12 protein-coding genes are annotated in these 17,165 nt (G+C 64.3%); 4 read left to right on the top strand and 8 right to left on the bottom strand.

Annotated features, from left to right (window positions below):
• Positions 1 to 244 precede the first annotated feature (244 nt).
• A complete protein-coding gene (locus tag NDK18_RS08805; protein WP_250624663.1) occupies positions 245 to 412 on the top strand; it encodes a hypothetical protein in 168 nt (55 codons plus the stop codon).
• A gap of 148 nt (positions 413 to 560) precedes the next feature.
• Positions 561 to 3,173 carry a magnesium-translocating P-type ATPase gene (gene mgtA, locus NDK18_RS08800; protein WP_250624664.1) on the top strand — a complete coding sequence of 871 codons (2,613 nt, stop codon included), beginning with the start codon at positions 561 to 563 and terminating at the stop codon, positions 3,171 to 3,173.
• Between the two features lie 3 nt (positions 3,174 to 3,176).
• Here the strand turns inward: mgtA and NDK18_RS08795 are convergent, their stop codons facing one another.
• The 8 genes from NDK18_RS08795 to NDK18_RS08760 form a co-directional block, all read right to left on the bottom strand.
• On the bottom strand, positions 3,177 to 4,406 hold the full coding sequence (locus NDK18_RS08795; RefSeq protein ID WP_250627549.1) for an ABC transporter permease: 1,230 nt from the start codon (positions 4,404 to 4,406) through the stop codon (positions 3,177 to 3,179).
• Positions 4,407 to 4,422: 16 nt separating this feature from the next.
• On the bottom strand, positions 4,423 to 5,730 hold the full coding sequence (locus tag NDK18_RS08790; RefSeq protein WP_250627548.1) for an ABC transporter permease: 1,308 nt from the start codon (positions 5,728 to 5,730) through the stop codon (positions 4,423 to 4,425).
• A gap of 146 nt (positions 5,731 to 5,876) precedes the next feature.
• Positions 5,877 to 7,019: an NAD(P)/FAD-dependent oxidoreductase gene (locus tag NDK18_RS08785; RefSeq protein WP_250627547.1), complete on the bottom strand. Its 1,143-nt coding sequence runs from the start codon at positions 7,017 to 7,019 to the stop codon at positions 5,877 to 5,879.
• Complete coding sequence (locus NDK18_RS08780; protein WP_250627546.1) at positions 7,016 to 7,774, bottom strand: L,D-transpeptidase family protein; 759 nt, start codon at positions 7,772 to 7,774, stop codon at positions 7,016 to 7,018. The genes NDK18_RS08785 and NDK18_RS08780 overlap by 4 nt, the downstream gene beginning before the upstream one ends.
• Before the next feature lie 20 nt (positions 7,775 to 7,794).
• Entirely contained in the window at positions 7,795 to 8,652 is an 858-nt protein-coding gene (locus tag NDK18_RS08775) for a MurR/RpiR family transcriptional regulator (protein ID WP_250624669.1), read from the bottom strand.
• A 10-nt stretch (positions 8,653 to 8,662) separates the two neighbouring features.
• Positions 8,663 to 9,757: a dipeptide epimerase gene (locus NDK18_RS08770; RefSeq protein ID WP_250624670.1), complete on the bottom strand. Its 1,095-nt coding sequence runs from the start codon at positions 9,755 to 9,757 to the stop codon at positions 8,663 to 8,665.
• Between the two features lie 43 nt (positions 9,758 to 9,800).
• Positions 9,801 to 11,201 (bottom strand): C40 family peptidase, encoded by a 1,401-nt coding sequence (locus tag NDK18_RS08765; protein ID WP_345777075.1) that lies wholly within the window; start codon positions 11,199 to 11,201, stop codon positions 9,801 to 9,803.
• A gap of 15 nt (positions 11,202 to 11,216) precedes the next feature.
• On the bottom strand, positions 11,217 to 12,365 hold the full coding sequence (locus NDK18_RS08760; protein ID WP_250624671.1) for a DUF819 family protein: 1,149 nt from the start codon (positions 12,363 to 12,365) through the stop codon (positions 11,217 to 11,219).
• Positions 12,366 to 12,536: 171 nt separating this feature from the next.
• On the opposite strand from NDK18_RS08760, the gene NDK18_RS08755 reads away from it, so the two are divergent.
• Both NDK18_RS08755 and NDK18_RS08750 read left to right on the top strand, forming a co-directional pair.
• The gene (locus tag NDK18_RS08755) at positions 12,537 to 14,066 is read left to right on the top strand and encodes a transglutaminase-like domain-containing protein (RefSeq protein WP_250627545.1); all 1,530 of its coding nucleotides are present in this window, start codon (positions 12,537 to 12,539) and stop codon (positions 14,064 to 14,066) included.
• 43 nt (positions 14,067 to 14,109) lie between these two features.
• Entirely contained in the window at positions 14,110 to 17,091 is a 2,982-nt protein-coding gene (locus tag NDK18_RS08750) for a TonB-dependent receptor (protein ID WP_250627544.1), read from the top strand.
• Positions 17,092 to 17,165: the final 74 nt, after the last annotated feature.

Below are 17,165 nucleotides of genomic sequence, written 5' to 3'. Positions count from 1 at the left end.
AGCGCAACAATGCGCGCGCCCACGGCGCCGCAAGCGCTCACCGGGCCTGTGTTCAACACACCAAGAGCTATGGACGACACCCCTAGTCGCTACGTCGGCAACCGCGTGCCTCGGATGCCGGCGTCGAACAACTTGAACGCCCTCGGCGACCGCTCCCGGTCGGCCGGCGCTTTCCGCGTCTAGGAAGGTCCGGCCCACTCCTGGCGGGTGCCTTGGGCACCTGCATAGAAAGAGGAGATGGGCCATGAAGCTCACCATCGATCTGTCCGGCGCCCGTATGTTCGGCCGCCGCCTCGCTTTCGCCCTGGCGCGCCGCCGCGCCACGGCCCGCCGTGTCCAGCAGCCCCGCACGATCACCGTGCCGCGTCCCCGTGGCGACACGCTCGCCTCGCCGCGATCTACCCACGCCTGATGAACCCCGTTTCTAGCCAGCGCGCCGGCCATGCAGGGCACGGCGCGCGCCGATTCATCGAAACGTCGCTTTTCGACCGGAAAATGTCGTCCCTATGACGACACCATCCCGGTGCGAAGCTAAAGCGGTGCACCAGGATGCGTAACCCATGAATGTGAAGACCACGACGGCTGCCGCGCCCGCCGGCCGCAGCGCCGCCACGCAGGAAGCCTTCCGTCCCAACGCCGAGCTGCTGCAGGCCCTCGATACCAGCTTGAAGGGCCTGGGCGAGGAAGACATCGCCGAGCGCCTGGATCGCGACGGTGCCAACCGTGTTTCCCACGAAAAGCCGCCGCACTGGGCGTTGCAGCTGCTGCGCGCGTTCAACAACCCGTTCATCATCGTGCTGCTGGTGCTGGCCTTCGTCCAGCTGTTCACCGAAGACGATCTCACCGGGCCGATCATCATCGGTGTGATGGTGAGCATCAGCGTGCTATTGAGCTTCACCCAGGAATTCCGCTCGTCGCAGGCGTCGGAAAAGTTGAAGGCGATGGTGCGCAATACCGCCACGGCCACCCGTCGGGCGGAAGACGGCCATTCCGAGCGCATCGAAGTGCCGGTGGAAGAACTGGTGGCCGGCGACATCGTGCATCTGGGCGCCGGCGACATGGTGCCTGCGGACCTGCGCCTGCTCACCGCGAAGGATCTCTTCATCAGCCAGGCGATCCTCACCGGTGAGTCGCTGCCGGTGGAGAAGATCGCCGCCGCCGGCGAAGGCGACACCGGCAATCCACTGGATCTGCCCACCGTCTGCTTCATGGGCACCAACGTGGTCAGCGGCACGGCCACGGCGGTGGTGGTGGCTACCGGCGAGCGCACGTACCTAGGTTCGCTGGCGCGCAGCCTGTCCGGCCAGCGCGTGCAGACCAGCTTCGATCGCGGCGTGAAGAGCGTCAGCTGGCTGCTGCTGCGCTTCATGGCGGTGATGGTGCCCGTCGTTTTCGTGATCAACGGACTGGACAAGCACGACTGGCTCAACGCCGCGATGTTCGCCCTGTCGGTGGCGGTGGGCCTTACCCCCGAAATGCTGCCCTTGATCGTCACCGCGAACCTGGGCAAGGGCGCGCTGGCCATGAGCCGCCGCAAGGTGGTGGTCAAGCGCCTAAATGCGATCCAGAACTTCGGCGCGATGGATGTGCTGTGCACCGACAAGACGGGCACGCTCACCCTGGACAAGATCGTGCTGGAGCGCCACCTGGACCTGGACGGCGAGGAATCGGACGAGGCGCTGGAATTCGGCTATCTCAACAGCCGCTTCCAGACGGGGCTGAAAAACCTGATGGACAAGGCGGTGCTTTCGCACCGTGACCTGGAGCCCATCGCCGAGCGCTACCACATCGTCGATGAGATCCCGTTCGACTTCCAGCGCCGGCGCATGTCGGTGGTGGTGTCGGGCAACGATGGCCAGCACCTCTTGGTCTGCAAGGGCGCGGTGGAGGAAATGCTTTCCATCTGCAGTCACGCGAGCATCGGCGGCGAGGTGACCGAGCTTACCGATGAGCGCCGCCGCGAGATCCGCGCGATGACGCGCGAGCTCAATGAAGACGGCCTGCGCGTGCTGGTGGTGGCGGTCGCCCACCACACTGCACACAACCGCCCCTACAGCGTGGCCGACGAAACCGGCCTCACCGCCGTGGGCTGCCTGGCTTTCCTGGATCCGCCGAAGGATTCGGCCGCCACCGCGATCAAGGCGCTCAACCATCACGGCGTGGCGGTCAAGGTGATCACCGGCGACAACGAGGCGGTGACGCGGAAAATCTGCGCGGAAGTGGGCCTGGACGTGGAGCATTCCGCGCTCGGCCGCGACATCGAGGCGCTGGACGACGCAGCGCTCGATGCCATGGTGGCCCGCACCACGGTGTTCGCCAAGATGTCCCCGCTGCAGAAGGCGCGCGTGGTGAAGTCGCTGCAGCGCCAGGGCCACACGGTGGGGTTCCTGGGCGACGGCATCAACGACGCGCCTGCGCTGCGCGAGGCGGACGTGGGCATCTCGGTGGATACCGCGACCGATATCGCCAAGGAGTCGGCCGACATCATTCTTCTTGAGAAGAATTTGATGGTGCTCGAAGAAGGCGTGATCGAAGGCAGGATCACCTTCGGCAACATCATGAAGTACATCAAGATGACGGCCAGCTCGAACTTCGGCAACGTGTTCAGCGTGCTGGTGGCCAGTGCGTTCCTGCCGTTCCTGCCGATGCTGCCCTTGCAGATCCTGGTGCAGAACCTGCTGTACGACCTGTCGCAGCTGGCCATCCCCTTCGACCGCATGGACGAGGAATACCTGCGCAAGCCGCGCAAGTGGGATGCCGGCGACATCGGCCGCTTCATGGTGTGGATCGGCCCGGTCAGCTCCATCTTCGACATCACCACGTTCTGGCTGATGTGGCACGTGTTCGGCGCCAATGGCCCGGAGCACCAGTCGCTGTTCCAGTCGGGCTGGTTCATCGAGGGCCTGCTGTCGCAGACCCTGGTGGTGCACATGATCCGCACGCGGCGCATTCCGTTCGTGCAGAGCATTGCCGCGGCGCCCGTGCTGGCGCTCACGGCTGCGATCATGGTGGTGGGCATGTACCTGCCGTTCTCGCTGTTGGGCGCGAAGATCGGGCTGGTGCCGCTGCCGGGCGTGTACTTCGGTTACCTGGCAGTGACGCTGCTGTGCTACTGCGTACTCACCCAACTGATGAAGGTGCTCTACATCCGCCGCTTCGGGCGCTGGCTGTAACGGTCAGATCGAGCGTGTCGCCTCCACGGGCGGCACGCGCGAGGCGCGCATGGCCGGTGCCAGCACGGCAAGCTGGCCCAGCACCAGCAGCACCGCCGCGCCCACGACCACATAACCCACGGCCAGGCGTGCCGTTTCGAAGGTGACCATCATCCAGCCGTTGAGAATGGCCGCCAGCACCACGCCGGCAACGATGCCGCCGATGGTGATCAAGGCGTTCTCGGTAAGGAAATAGGTAAGGATGTCGCGGCGGGTGGCGCCCAGCGCGCGGCGCACGCCGATCTGCTTGCGCCGCTGGCCTACCCAGAAGCTGGTGAGGCCGACGATGCCGGCCGCGGTCACGCCCAGCAGCACCAGGCAGATGCCACCCATCATCCAGGCCAGGCCACGGTCGCTGCTGTAGGCGCGTTCGCGCAGGTCCGTGAAGGTGGAGACGCCATCGGGCTCGGCGATGATCCGGCGGCGGCTGATTTCTTTCAGCGCTGCCGGTGCACTCTTGAGCAAAGTGTGCAATTCGCCCGGGCGTGCGCGGATCACGAACATGGCGCCCGACCAGGCCAGGTGCATAGGCACCATCACCACTTCGTTCCAGCTGCCGCTCTCATCGACCGATGTACCAGGCGATTGCAGGCGATCGATGACGCCGATGATGGTGCTCGGCTTCGCATCGACATTGCCCAGGTAAATGATCTTCCCGGTGGCCGGCTGGCCCGGAAATAACCGTTCGGCCAGGGCCCGGGTGATCATCACCGTGGGAGCGTCGGGGCTGCCGTTCTCATCGATTGAACCGATCTCGTCAGGGCGGAAATTCCTTCCCTCGGACAGGCGCACGCCAAGGGTGTTCAGGGCATGATCGTCGGCGAACATCACCGCCACACTGCCTAGGTAATCCGTGCCCGGCTTGATCCGCACGCCGCTCTGCCAGGCATCGCCCGACACGGGCATGGCATTGGTGGCGTAGGCATCGGCGACACCGGGCAGGCTGCGCAATGCGGCCAGATCCGCCGCCTGCCGCGCGGGAAATTCCGCGGGATCGCCCACCCAGCGGTTGAGCACATACATCAGTTCACTCTCCGCAACACCCGTGGGCCGCGAGATGCGCTCGATGCGCGAGGAGATGATGAAGAGCGCGTTGCATACCACCGCGAGGGTGAGCGCGATCTGCAGGCCGATAAGGATCGCGCCGGCCTTGTGCCGGCGCAGGGCGTGGATGATGGGTCGGATCTGCAGCATGGTCTTGGGATGTCCTTCAGGTCGACTTCAACTGCCATGCCGGTTGCACCTGGGCAGCGCGCCAGGTGGGATAGAACGCGGCGATCACGGTGCTCAGCAAGGCGACGGCCACCGTCAGCGCCAAAAGCGACAGGTCAAGATGGGCGAGCTTCGCGATCGCAGGCTCGAAGACCAGGCCGATGCCCAGCATGCCCACCCCGGTAAGCACCACACCCAGTACGCCACCGGCCAGGCCGACCGTTGCCGCTTCCATCAGGAATTGCAGGTAGATCTCGCGGCGCGATGCGCCAAGCGCCCGTCGCACGCCGATCTCCGGGGCGCGCCGCATGAACTTGGCCAGCAGGATGCCGATGGTGTTGACCAGGCAGATCACCAGGAAAGCCAGCGCGATCACCACGCTCATGCGTGCCTCCGGCGGCACCACGTGCCGGTACGCCAGCCACTGCATGACGTTGCGCAAGCGCACATTGGGTGCCCAGCCGAAACGGCCGGCGCTTTGTTGTCCCGCGGCGTAATCGCGGAGGAAATTCCGGTATCGGGAAACCGCCGCAGCATCGGGAAGCTCGGCCCAGAAGCTTACGAACACGCATTCGGACCGCACGAAGTTCTGGAAGCCCGGTTCCGATGGCCGGTTGCACACGTTGCCACCGGCGGGTTGGCGGCTGTCTTCGATGGCGCGGTTGAAGGGCATGTACAGATCACCCATGTCGCCGAAGCCGGAGCGGTTGTCCAGGTCGAAGAAGCGCGGCCGGGCCTGGAAGCGTTCGACCACGCCCACCACCCGGAAGCGCTTGCCGTCCAGGTCGATTTCGCGACCCACGCTGTTGGCACCGCCGAAGACGCGGTCGTTGACGTCGCGGCCGATCACCACCACGCGCGAGCGCGCTTCGTCGTCTTGCGCGCTCCAGGTACCGCCATAGACGAAGCGCATGTCGAACATGGCGAAGATGTCGGTGAAGACGGCATAGCCGCGCACCAGTTGCGCCAGCTGCGCCGGATCCTCGCTCTCGATGGAGACGGCAATGGGATAGAGCGCGCTCTGGCGCGGCGCCTGGTGGGCCTGTTGCAGGGCCATCGCGTCGCGCCAGGTGTTCCACTTGACCGGTTCACCCTCGTCGTTGCCGTGTGGCCCATAGTTGTCCACGTGCGCAATGAACAGCTGGGAGGATTTTCCCGGGATCGGATCGGCTGACGTTGCCCGGAACACGGCATAGGTGGTCATGGAGGCGGCCACGCCCACGCCGATCACCACCACCATTAGCAGGGTGAGGACGGGATTGCGCCGAAGGCTCATGACCCCGAGCTGGAAGTAGTAGGCAAGCATGGAACGTCCCGGTTTCCGCGAGGCCTCGCTCCATGAAGTCAGCAAGCGGCGTGCCACGTTTAAGGCACTGATGCGCCGGGAATTCCACGGCGATACGGCGTGTCCGCGGACACACCGTACGGACAGGCGGACGAGCGGGTCGGCAGCTATCCGATGGTGGCGGCCTGGCGGGGCGCAAGCATCGATTCGCCAATGCCGGCATCGGACAGGTTCGATGGCAGTGCGCGCCGGAGCACCAGGTGCGCGCAGGCCTCGCCCATCGCGGCCGATGTCTGGATGCCGTAGCCGCCCTGGGCCGCCAGCCAGAAGAAACCTTCCGCATGCGGGTCGAAGCCGCCCACCAGGTCGCCATCGGCCACGAACGAGCGCAGGCCCGCCCAACTGCGGCGGGGTCGATGGATGGTCATCGTAGTGGCTTGCTCGATGCGGTCGATGCCCACGGCGATGTCGAAATCTTCCGGTTGCACGTCATGCGGGTGCACGGGGTCGGTGTTGGCGGGCGAGCCCAGCAGCAGGCCGGCGTCGGGCTTGAAATAGAAGTCTTCGGCAGCGCCGGTGACGAACGGCCATGTCGCCGTGTCGACGCCCGGTGGCGGATCGAACAGGAAGGCCGTGCGGCGTTTGGGTTGAAGCCCGATGGGCGACACACCGGCCAGGCGCGCCACCTCGTCGGCCCAGGCACCCGCGGCGTTCACCAGGACAGGCGCGCGATAGACGGTATCGTTATCCCCCGTCACCAGCCAGTGGCCCCGGCTGCGCTCGAGATGGGTCGTGCACACGCCCATGCGAAGGCTGCCACCGCGCGACTTCATCCCTTGCAGGAAACCCTGGTGCAGTTCGTTCACGTCGATGTCGGCCGCACCCGGTTCGAACATGCCGACCACGGCGGCTTCCGGCCGCAGCACCGGTACCCTGGCGCGCGCGGCATCGCCGTCGATGAGCTCCACGCGGGTAAGTGGACGGTTCTCTTCATATTGGGCCAGCACGTCGTCGGACTGCTCCCGCGTTCCGATCACCAACGCACCGCGCGGGGTGAGGATCGGATGCGCGGCGAAGCCCGCCGGAGGGTGGTCCAGGAACGGCCGCGTGGCGCGGGTGAGTGCGCGCACCTGCGCCGACCCATAGGTTTCGCAGAACAGAGCCGCCGACCGGCCGGTTGAGTGCATGCCGGCATAGGCTTCGCGTTCGAGCACCAGCACGCGCGCATATGGCGCCAGGAACCAGGCCACCGAGGCTCCGGCCATGCCCGCACCCAGGACGATCACATCGGCGTCGATCGTGGTGCTCACGGTGCGGGAAGGCTCCATGCCATGCGCAGGCGTGTGTATTCTGCTTCCGGAAGCAACACGATCACCGGGTTGTCTTCGGGTTTGAGCCACGAGAGCAAACGGTCCATGGTGCCGTCGGCCATGGCCGTGCAGCCCACGGTGGGTGAGCTGGGGGTTTTCCATAGGTGGGCAAAGATGCAGCTGCCGGCGCCGATGCGGCCATCGGGATTGTGCTCGATGACGAAGCCCAGCCGGTAGGCGTGGTCACCGTTATTGTGGATGTCACGCCGCATGGCCTCGGTGGCTCCGGCCACGGCTTTCTCGCCAACCTGCCGTGCATCCACGATGCGGTTGTACAGCGGCGAGCCACTGACATCCACGCAATAGTCGGTAGCGCTTAGCGCCCTGTACGGCATCGCGGTGGCCGCCGTGCCTGCATAGCCGAATGCTTGGCCGATGCGGAACACGCCCGTCGGGCTGCGGCCATCGCCTTCGTGCTTGGTCGGTCCGCCGGGCTGCTGCTCGTTCAGGCCCACGCCCCAGGCCGCGCCCTTGCCGATCACCACCGCTGCCGCCGTGCCTATTTCACGCCAGTGGCCATCGTGTTGTTCGTACGTGCGTAGCTGGCCCTGCGTGCTGTCCCAGCCCGGCACCGTGACCACCACCATCTGCCGTGCATTGGCCCAGGGCAGGCGAGTGGCGGCGATCGCGGGCGCCAGTGTGGCAAGCAGGCCCGTAGCAAGAAACGCCGCTCGCTGGATCATCGATCGTGGCATGTGCGAAGGCCTCTTCCGGATCATGGTTCGAGCATCTGGCCGATGCGCTCAAGGTTGGCCACCAGCTGCGCATGGCGATCGTCGTCTTCCTCGCAAAGACGCATGAACAGGCCATCCAGGAGGTGTTGCAGCGACGACTGGTACACCAGCGACTGCACGTGCGGCTGCTCGTCGTGGGCCGACACGACCAGTGCGATGTCAGCTATCGTGCGCAGAGGGTTCAGGGTATGCCGGGTGACAGTCACCACCTGGCCACGCCGCTCATGGAAGAACCGGGCGATCTTGTACAGCGCCGGGTGCCGTCCGTGCTCGGAGAACACCAACAGCACATCGCCGGGTTTGGCGGCCGATACGTTGGACGCCATGCGCGAGGCGTCGAAACTGTGCACGGCCAGGATGCCCAGCAGCGAAAGCTTCAGGGCGAAACCCCGGGCGTAAAGGTCGTCCTCGCCCAGTCCGATGATGAAGACGCGTCCGTTGGCGCCCGCCCGGGCGAGCGCGGCCACGGTGGCATCCAGCGACTCGGGAGCGTTGATCAGGCGGGTGGCTTCTTCCGCTTCGGTCTTCCGCCGCCACAGCGTCGCCACAGCGCTGGATCCCTCGCTGGCAGGTATCGGCGCGGAGGGTGCCCCGCCATCGCCGTTCTCGCTGCGGGCAATGGTTTCCCCTACCGAGAATTTAAGGTCGGGGTAGCCGCGGAAGCCGAGCTTCTGGGTGAACTTCACCACGCTCGACTGGCTGATCCCCAGGGCGTTGGCCAGTTGCTGCGAGGAATAGTCGCGCAGCAACTGCGCGTTCTCCAGGATGAAGTCGGCAATACGCCGCTCCACCGCCGACATGCGGTCTCGTTCGGAACGGATCTTGACCAGGGGCGACATGGGGCGGCCTTCAGAGACACGGTTCCAATCCGCGGATTTCGCGGATGCCAAGGCCGGGTGCGTCGGTCACGGAAATTTCCGACTCGTTGAAGATCACCCCGCCGTCCACGGGGTTGTACTGGCAAAGCGACGGCCCGTCGAGATCCACCTTGGTGATCACGTTGGCATGGGCCACCGCCACGTGCACGGCCGCCGCCACGCTGATGCTGGTTTCGAGCATGCAGCCGATCATGCACTCCACGCCGAACATGCCGGCGATGTCGGCGATGCGGATGGCGTTGGAGATGCCACCGGTCTTCATCAGCTTGATATTGATGATGTCGGCTGCGCGCATGCGGATCAGCTCGATCACTTCCATCGGGCCGAACACGCTTTCATCGGCCATGATCGGCGTGTGCACGCGCTCGGTGACATAGCGCATGCCGGCAAGGTCGCGTGCCTTCACCGGTTGCTCCACCAGTTCCAGGCGGACGCCGGCGTCTTCGAGTGTGTTCAGGGCAAATACCGCTTCCTTGGCCGTCCAGCCCTGGTTGGCGTCAAGGCGCAGCAGGGCGCGGTTCTCGACCGCCGCGTAGATGGCGCGCACGCGCTCGATGTCCACGCCGATATCCTTGCCCACCTTGATCTTCAGCGACTCGAAGCCCCGGTCCACCGCGGCGATGGAGTCGGCCACCATCTTGTCGATGTAGTCCACGCTGATGGTGATGTCGGTGGTGATCGCCGGGTCGCCGCCGCCCAGTAGTTTGTACAGCGGCGCGCCGTAAAGCTGGCCCCAGAGGTCGTAGATGGCGATCTCCACCGCCGCCTTGGCGCTGGAGTTCTTTTCCATCGCACCCTGGATCAGCTGGGTGAGGTGGTTGAGGTCGGCCACGTCCTGGCCCATCAGGCGCGGCGCGATGTAATGGCGGATGGCGTCGATGATCGAACCATGGGTGTCACCGGTGATGACGGCCGTTGCCGGAGCCTCGCCGTAACCAACGTGGCCGGTATCGGTGTTCACCATGATCACGATGTCTTCGATGCTCTTGACCGTGCGCAGCGCCGTCTTGAACGGTGTCTTCAATGGCACACGAAGCATGCCGAACTGGATGTCGGTGATTTTCATGGGGACGTCTTCGTCTCGTTATTCTTGGAAGAGGGATTTTCGATCATGGCCGGATGCGCACGATGCTGGTCATGTGGTCGACGAAGGATTCCTTCGCATTGGCCATCATCGGCAACAGCGGCGTAACCGATACCGCGTTGAGCTTCACCCGCCGCATGCTGCCATCGGCTTGCACGTAGCTCATGCCCGATACGTCGTGGATCACGTACGGCTGGCCGTCGACCTTGCCGATCACCATCATCACGTGGCCGGGGATGTAGATCAGGTCGCCCACGTCCATGGCAAGCACCGCCTTCACCCGCGCGTCGTGCTTGTCTGCCGGGCCGAATACGGTGTGCTGAAGGCCGGGGCTGATGCTCTGGTCGCGCGTGTTGCGTGGCATCTGCACGCCCATGCTGCGGTATACGTCTGAAACAAAGCCGCTGCAGTCCCGGCCGTCAAAGGCATGTCCCCAGCCGTAGCGCTCACCGAGGAACTTGAAGGCCTGGCGAATGATGTTGGCGCGGGTAAGCAGCAGGTAATCGGCGCTGCTTTCCTGGTTCCGTTGCAACAGGGCAGGGGCGAAGGCAAGCGATCCGTCATCTTTGCGCACGGGCAAGCTGAGTACCCATGAGGTGTACGGTCCCTGGCCGTTTACCGCCTGGTCCGCAGGCAGCCTGGTATCCAGGGGAACGCGAGTTCCCATATCCAGTTGCAGCTCCGATACGGCCGGTGCTTCCGGCGTGAACACCGTGCGTGGCTTGGCACCGGTAATGATGCGATACGGTGTGGCATCGACATGGGTGAGGACGTCGTCGCGGGGACCTTCGGCGATGTCCTGCGCCCACGCCCAGGCCGCATACCGCGGGCTTACCACGAACAGCCAGTGGCCATCACCGCTGGTGTGGGTGATCACCACCGGATCGCCCGGGAAAAGCGCGCTCTCCTGGAAGCGGTCGATATCGGTGTCGTCGGCATGGCTGAATACGCGCATGTCCGTGGGCACGCCGCGTAGCGCGGTGCGGCGCACGGCCATGCCGAAACGCGTGGGCGCCTGGGCAGGAATGCTATCGAGCGCCCGGTTGGCGAATACGGCGTCGATGGAGGCCTTGGGCACTTCCTGGCCGTGGATGTCGTAGAGCGGACGGTCCGGCTGTTTGGCGAGCTTGACGATCCAGCCTTTGACCTGGTCGCCTGTCAGGTTCCCGCCAAGCGCACGGATGTCGTGCATCGACGGATCCTGCGCCAGCACCTTCTTGTTCAGTGCATCGATGGCCCCGGCATCCATCACCACGCGATCGGCATCAGCCAGGTGCGCGAGCCAGAAGTCAGGCGAAAGCTTGGTGTCGTCCATGCCCAGCACGCCCGATGGCGGTACGCTGAAAGGCGCCTGGGCATGAAGCGGTCCCGTGCCCAGGGCTAATGCCAGGACGCCGGCAATGAGGCAGGTTTTCAGCATTCGCATGAGCTTAAAGACTCCTCAAAAAGCCAGCCTGGACAACACCGACGCCACCAGCAGACCAAAGCCGGTACCGAGGATATAGCCCAGCAGCGCCAGCAGGACGCCCACCGGCACAAGCGACCGCGAGTAGGTGGCGGCCAACACCGGCGTGGCGGCCACGCCGCCGATGTGGGCCAGTGAGGCGATGCCGCACAGGTACAGGTCGAAGTGGAACATCCGGGCAAGCAGCGACAGCAACACCGCATGGATGGCAATGATCGACACCCCGCACAACAGATACACCGGTGCCGCCGCAATCCCGTCAAAGCTGCTTTGCGAAGCGAGCACGGCCACCACGCTGATCAATAGCGCGCTGGACAGCGTGCCGGCGCCGGGAAGCCGGGCCAACGGCGTATGTGCCGCTACCAGGCCCGCCACCGTGGCGATCAGGATGGTCCAGGTGGTGGACGACACCATGCTCGACAAAGGCAGGCGATCGCCAAGCCAGGCGGACGCTGCAGCCACCAGCAAGGCGCCGCCCAGCCACATCAATATGTCCGACCAGTGCGCTGGACCTCGTACGACCGTTTCGGCCACCGCCATGTCGGCGCTGGACGTGGCGCGCGTCCAGCGATTGAAGGCCGGCGCCAACCGCGCAACGGAAAACAGCACCACGACCCACATCGAGTAGCAAAGCGCATCGGTAAGCAAGGTGGTGGCAAGCGAGGTATCGGACATGCCTACGGCCTGCTTCACCGCGATCATGTTGGCCGTGCCGCCCATCCAGCTGCCGCTTAACGAGGCCAGCGGCTTCCACGCGTCGCCCGGCAGCCAGTGGCGGAACACCAGGAAGGTGGCGACGAAGGCGGCGAACAGGCACAGGGAGGTGGAGAAAAACACCGCCAACACGCGGGGACCCAGCGCGATGATGGCGCGCAGGTCGCAGTTGATCATCAACAGGAAGAGCAGCGCCGGCACCAGGCGCGACACCAGCATGCCTTGGGCTGCATGTATTTCGGCACTGGCCGACCAGAGCCCGGCCACGGAAAGTGCGGTGACCATGAGGTAGGTCAGCACGATCGGCGGCAGCACCTCGAAGATTTTCCAGCCGCTGCGCCGTTCCACGGCAGGCCAGAGGCCCGCGGCCAGCAGCATCACGGCAAGGTACGGCCACACCGACTGGATCATGAGTCCCCTTTCGGCCCGGCGCTACGCGGCGGACGGTGGTAGTTAGGAATATCTATTCCTATACAGTATGGCCGAAGCATAAATTATTGACCGCGGTTTGCAAGCATGTTACACAGCCTTTTCGGGAGGCGGCGCGCGGCGTCGGCTTGAAGAGGGATTCCATCGGTGAACATGACCAGGCCTGGGTGGTTTCACGCGGCGCGGGTTCGCAGCTTCCTGCGGGCCGGCGGCCTGTTCCTGCTGCTGGGTATAGCCGGAACCGCAGCCGCTGCGCAGGAAAACGCCGACGTCACCCGCGCCATCGCGCTGATCGACGCCGGGCATTTCCACCAGGCGCAGGCGCTGATCGACGGTGATCTGGCCAAGGGTCCACTGGATGCACCCACGCGCGACGCCCTGACATTCCAACGCGAGCGCATGCGGCGCATCCTGATCGATTTCACCCTTGATGCCGATGCGGTGAAGCAACGTGTCCGCAAGCAGATCCCGGACCTTACCGACGCCGAGTTCGCCCGGTTCGATGCCGCCCGCCTGTTCGAGAAACAGGTGATCGACGGCAACACGCTGTACTTCAAACGCTCGCCCGGCAACCTGTTTCGCTTGAGCCCGGAAGCCGTGGCCAGGCGAAAGGTACAGACGCCTATCGTCGACGGTCCCAACGAAGTACTCAACGACTACCACCGCAAGGTGCGTGCCGCAGCGCTCGCAAGCCATGCGACCAGCGTCCTTCCGCACCGTGTACGGGTAACGCACACGATCACGGTGGACGCCGATGCCGTGCCCGCCGGCCAAACAGTGCGCGCGTGGGTGCCGTTCCCGCGCGCCATTCCCGGCCAGCAGGAAAACGTCCAGCTGGTAGACAGCACGCCCGCCAGCGCGAAGCTCGCTCCCGAATCGGCCTTGCAGCGCACCGCGTATCTTGAAAAGCCGGCGCAAGCGGGCAAGCCCACGGTCTTTGCCGTGACCTACGAGGTCACGCTCTACGCGCGCTACAACAGCATCGATGCGGCCAGGGTGAAGCGCGAACACATCACGCCGGAACTTGCTCCTTTCATTGCCGAACGCGCGCCGCATATCGTGTTCACCCCGGACATGCGCGCGTTTTCCCGCCGCGTGGTGGGCGATGAGAAGAACCCCTACCGCATCGCGCAGAAGCTCTTTGCCGCCGTGGACAAGATCCCCTGGGCCGGCGCCCGCGAGTATTCCACCATCAGCAACATCAGCGATTACACCTTGCATGCCGGTCATGGCGACTGCGGGGAGCAGACCCTGCTGCTGATGACTTTGCTGCGCCTGAACGGCATCCCGACGCGCTGGCAGTCGGGCTGGATGTTCTCCGACGGTAGCTACAACAACATCCACGACTGGGCGCAGGTGTACTTCGCGCCTTATGGCTGGGTGCCGATGGACGTCACCTTCGGTCGCCTGATTCCGGGTGCCAATGCCAAACCCGGCGACGATGCACTGGAATGGTTCTACCTCGGTGGCCTGGATGCTTATCGCATCGCCTTCAACGACGACTACAGCCAGCCATTTGTTCCACCCAAGCAGCATTTCCGCTCCGAGACCGTGGACCTGCAACGCGGCGAAGTGGAGTGGTCGGGCGGCAATGTGTACTTCGACCAGTGGGACTACGACTTCAAGTGGCAGGAAGTGACGACCGCGCCGGGAGACGCGGATCGCAAGACCGCGAAGGATTGAATACTTAGACAACTTTGCCTGGGGAGTGGGGACGATGTGGGAGATGAAGCAAGGCAGGCAAGTCCTGCGCCGTGGCGTATTGTGTGTCGCCGTGGGCCTGTGCCTGGCCGCCTGGCAACCGGTACACGCGGCCAACACCGACGGTTCGGTGGTCGGCCGTACCCGTCCCGGTGCGGTGGTCACCGTTCGCGATCCAAGCACTGGCCTGACGCGCTCGGTCACGGCCGACAGCAACGGTAATTATCGGTTTTCCTATCTGCCAGTGGGCCACTACCAGTTGGAAAGCAGCAAGGATGGCCAGCCCGTGGGCTCGCCCGTCGGTGTGACGGTAAGCCTGGGCAATGCGACAACGGTCAATGTGGGTGAGAAGAACGAAGCGGTGGATCTTGCCGGTGTGCAGGTGACCGCGCCGAACGTGGTGTCGGCGATCGACGTGACCTCCACCGAATCGGCCACCAACATCAGCCGCGAGCAACTGGCACGGTTGCCGGTGGACCAGAACGTGCAGGCCGTGGCGCTGCTGGCGCCGGGCGTGAACAAGGGCAACGCCGGCTTCGGCGGCATTTCCTTCGGCGGCTCGTCGGTGGCGGAGAACTCCTTCTACGTCAACGGATTGAACGTCACCGATTTCTACAACCGCAACGGGTTCTCCGAGGCACCGTTTGCCTTCTACCAGGAATTCCAGGTCAAGACCGGCGGTTACTCGGTGGAGTTCGGCCGCACCACTGGCGGCGTGGTGAACGCGGTGACCCGGTCGGGCAGCAATGAGTTCAAGGCCGGCACCGAGATGACCTTCGAGCCAAGCGCTTGGCAGGCGCAGGCCAACAATCACTACGATTCGACCGGGCGATACATCACATCCAGCGAAGATCACTACTCGCGCACCAAGATGAACGTGTTCGCGTCCGGTCCGATCATCAAGGACAAGCTGTTCTTCTTCGCCATGTACGAAGCGCGCGGCTATACCCCGCAGAACACCAACGACCGCGGCACCCTGCTGACCACCAACGACACCGACAGCGGGTTCTGGGGCACCAAGATCGACTGGCACATCAACGACAAGAACCTGCTGGAGTTCATGGCGTTCTCCGACAAGGACAAGAACGTCGGCTCGGTCTACAACTACGATTTCGACGCCGATACCACCAGTCCCAAGAATGACGAGGTGTACAGCGACACCGGCGGCCGCAACTGGGCGCTTACCTACACCAGCTACCTGCTCAACAACCTGTCGATGAAGCTGATGTATGGCAAGAACGAGCGCGAGGCCTTCACCCGCGCTCAAAGCGACTTCGATTGCAACCCGGTACGCGCCGTATCAGCGATTCCCGACCCCGGTGTTCCGTTGGGTTGTAGCCCAAGCACCGCTGTGCAAAAGCGCAACGACGAGCGCAAGCAGACCCGGGCGGACTTTGAATGGACGCTCGGCGAGCACCTTGTGCGCTTCGGTTACGACCATGAAGTAGATACCTCGGACTTCCTGCAGCACTATCCCGGTCCCGGGCAGCTGTACTACAACATCTACACCACCACGCCAGGCTCCACCATCGAGAACGACGGCGTGGTGCCCCCGGGCTACTTCGCCTATGTCCGTGCGCGCCGCAACGAGCTCAGCGGCAACTTCGAAACCACCAACTCCGCCTATTACGTGGAGGACAACTGGTCGATTACGCCCAACTTCCTGCTCAATGTGGGCCTGCGTCGCGATGCCTTCGACAACAAGGATGCCGCGGGCCGCAGCTACATCAAGATGGACAACATGGTGGCGCCGCGGCTGGGTTTCTCGTGGGACCTGAAGGGCGATGGCACCACCAAGGTGTTCGGTAACCTCGGCCGCTACTACCTGCCTGTGGCCAACGTGATCAACATCAAGCAGGCCGGCGGCCTGCTGGACCAGCGTACCTACTACGGCTTCGACGGCTACCAGATCCTCGAGCGGAACGGCTCGCCCTATGCGGTACCGATTCTCGGTCCGCAGATTGGCGGCGTGGACGACTCGCAGGGCGACGGCACGGTGGGCGATCTGCGGTCCGAAGTGGACAAGAACATGGATTCGGTCTACCAGGACGAGGCAATCCTGGGCTTCCAGCAGGCCATCAGCGACAAGTGGTCGTGGGGCGTCAGCGGCACCTACCGCAAGCTGCACAACGCCATCGACGACATGGAGATCAGCGCCACGCGCCAGTGCGGCGGCGATGGGTACATCGGTTACGTGATGGCCAACCCTGGCAGCAAGGTCACGGTGTACGGCGATACCAACTGCGACGGCGTGCCCGACGGCTACCTGACGGTGGACACGTCCAAGGAAGGCTGGGCGATGTACGACGCGGAAGGCAACTACCTGGGCCAGCGCGGCTGGAAGAAGCCCAAGCGCAGCTTCGGCTCGCTGGAATTCCAGATCGACCGTGCCTGGGACGACAAGTGGGCCTTCAATGCTTCATATGTGCTGTCGTGGAGCCGAGGCAATGCCGAGGGGCCGGTCGATTCCGATACCAACTTCGACGACACCGGCCGTACCGAGAATTTCGACGACCCGTACGTGAATCTCAACAGCGGATACCTGCCCAACGATCATCGCCATCAGTTCAAGTTCCGCGGCACCTACGCCATTAGCCCGAACTGGCAACTGGGCGCGGACCTCGTGGTGCTTTCGGGCAGTCCCATCACCGGCTATGGCGTGGGTAACCCGTATGACGCGCAGGTGTACCACAGCTATTTCATCTGCGTGTCCGACTGCGACGATCCGCATTCGGAGAATCGCGTGTACCAGCTTTCGCCGCGCGGCAAGGACCGCACGCCCTGGACGTACGACCTTGGCGCCAGCCTGACCTACATCCTGCCGGTGACCGAGAAGAATTACCTGCGGGTGAAGTTCGCCGTGTACAACCTGTTCAACCAGCAGCGCACCCTGGGCGTGGACCAGGATCTGCAAACGTCGGTCGGCGGACTGAACTCCACCTTTCTCCAGCCCCAGCGCTTCCAGTCCCCGCGATTCGGTCAGTTGACCTTGTCGCTGGACTTCTGAGGAAGCGCCTTCCCCCCGCGACCCGCGGCTTGCGGGTCGCTTTTTTTTGCCCTTGCGGCGACGATGGACGCCGG

The organism is Pinirhizobacter soli (genome assembly GCF_015905305.1).
Taxonomy (GTDB): Bacteria; Pseudomonadota; Gammaproteobacteria; order Xanthomonadales; family Rhodanobacteraceae; genus Pinirhizobacter; species Pinirhizobacter soli.
Note: the sequence above shows the minus strand (reverse complement) of the source record. Positions and strands in the feature narration are given on the sequence as shown.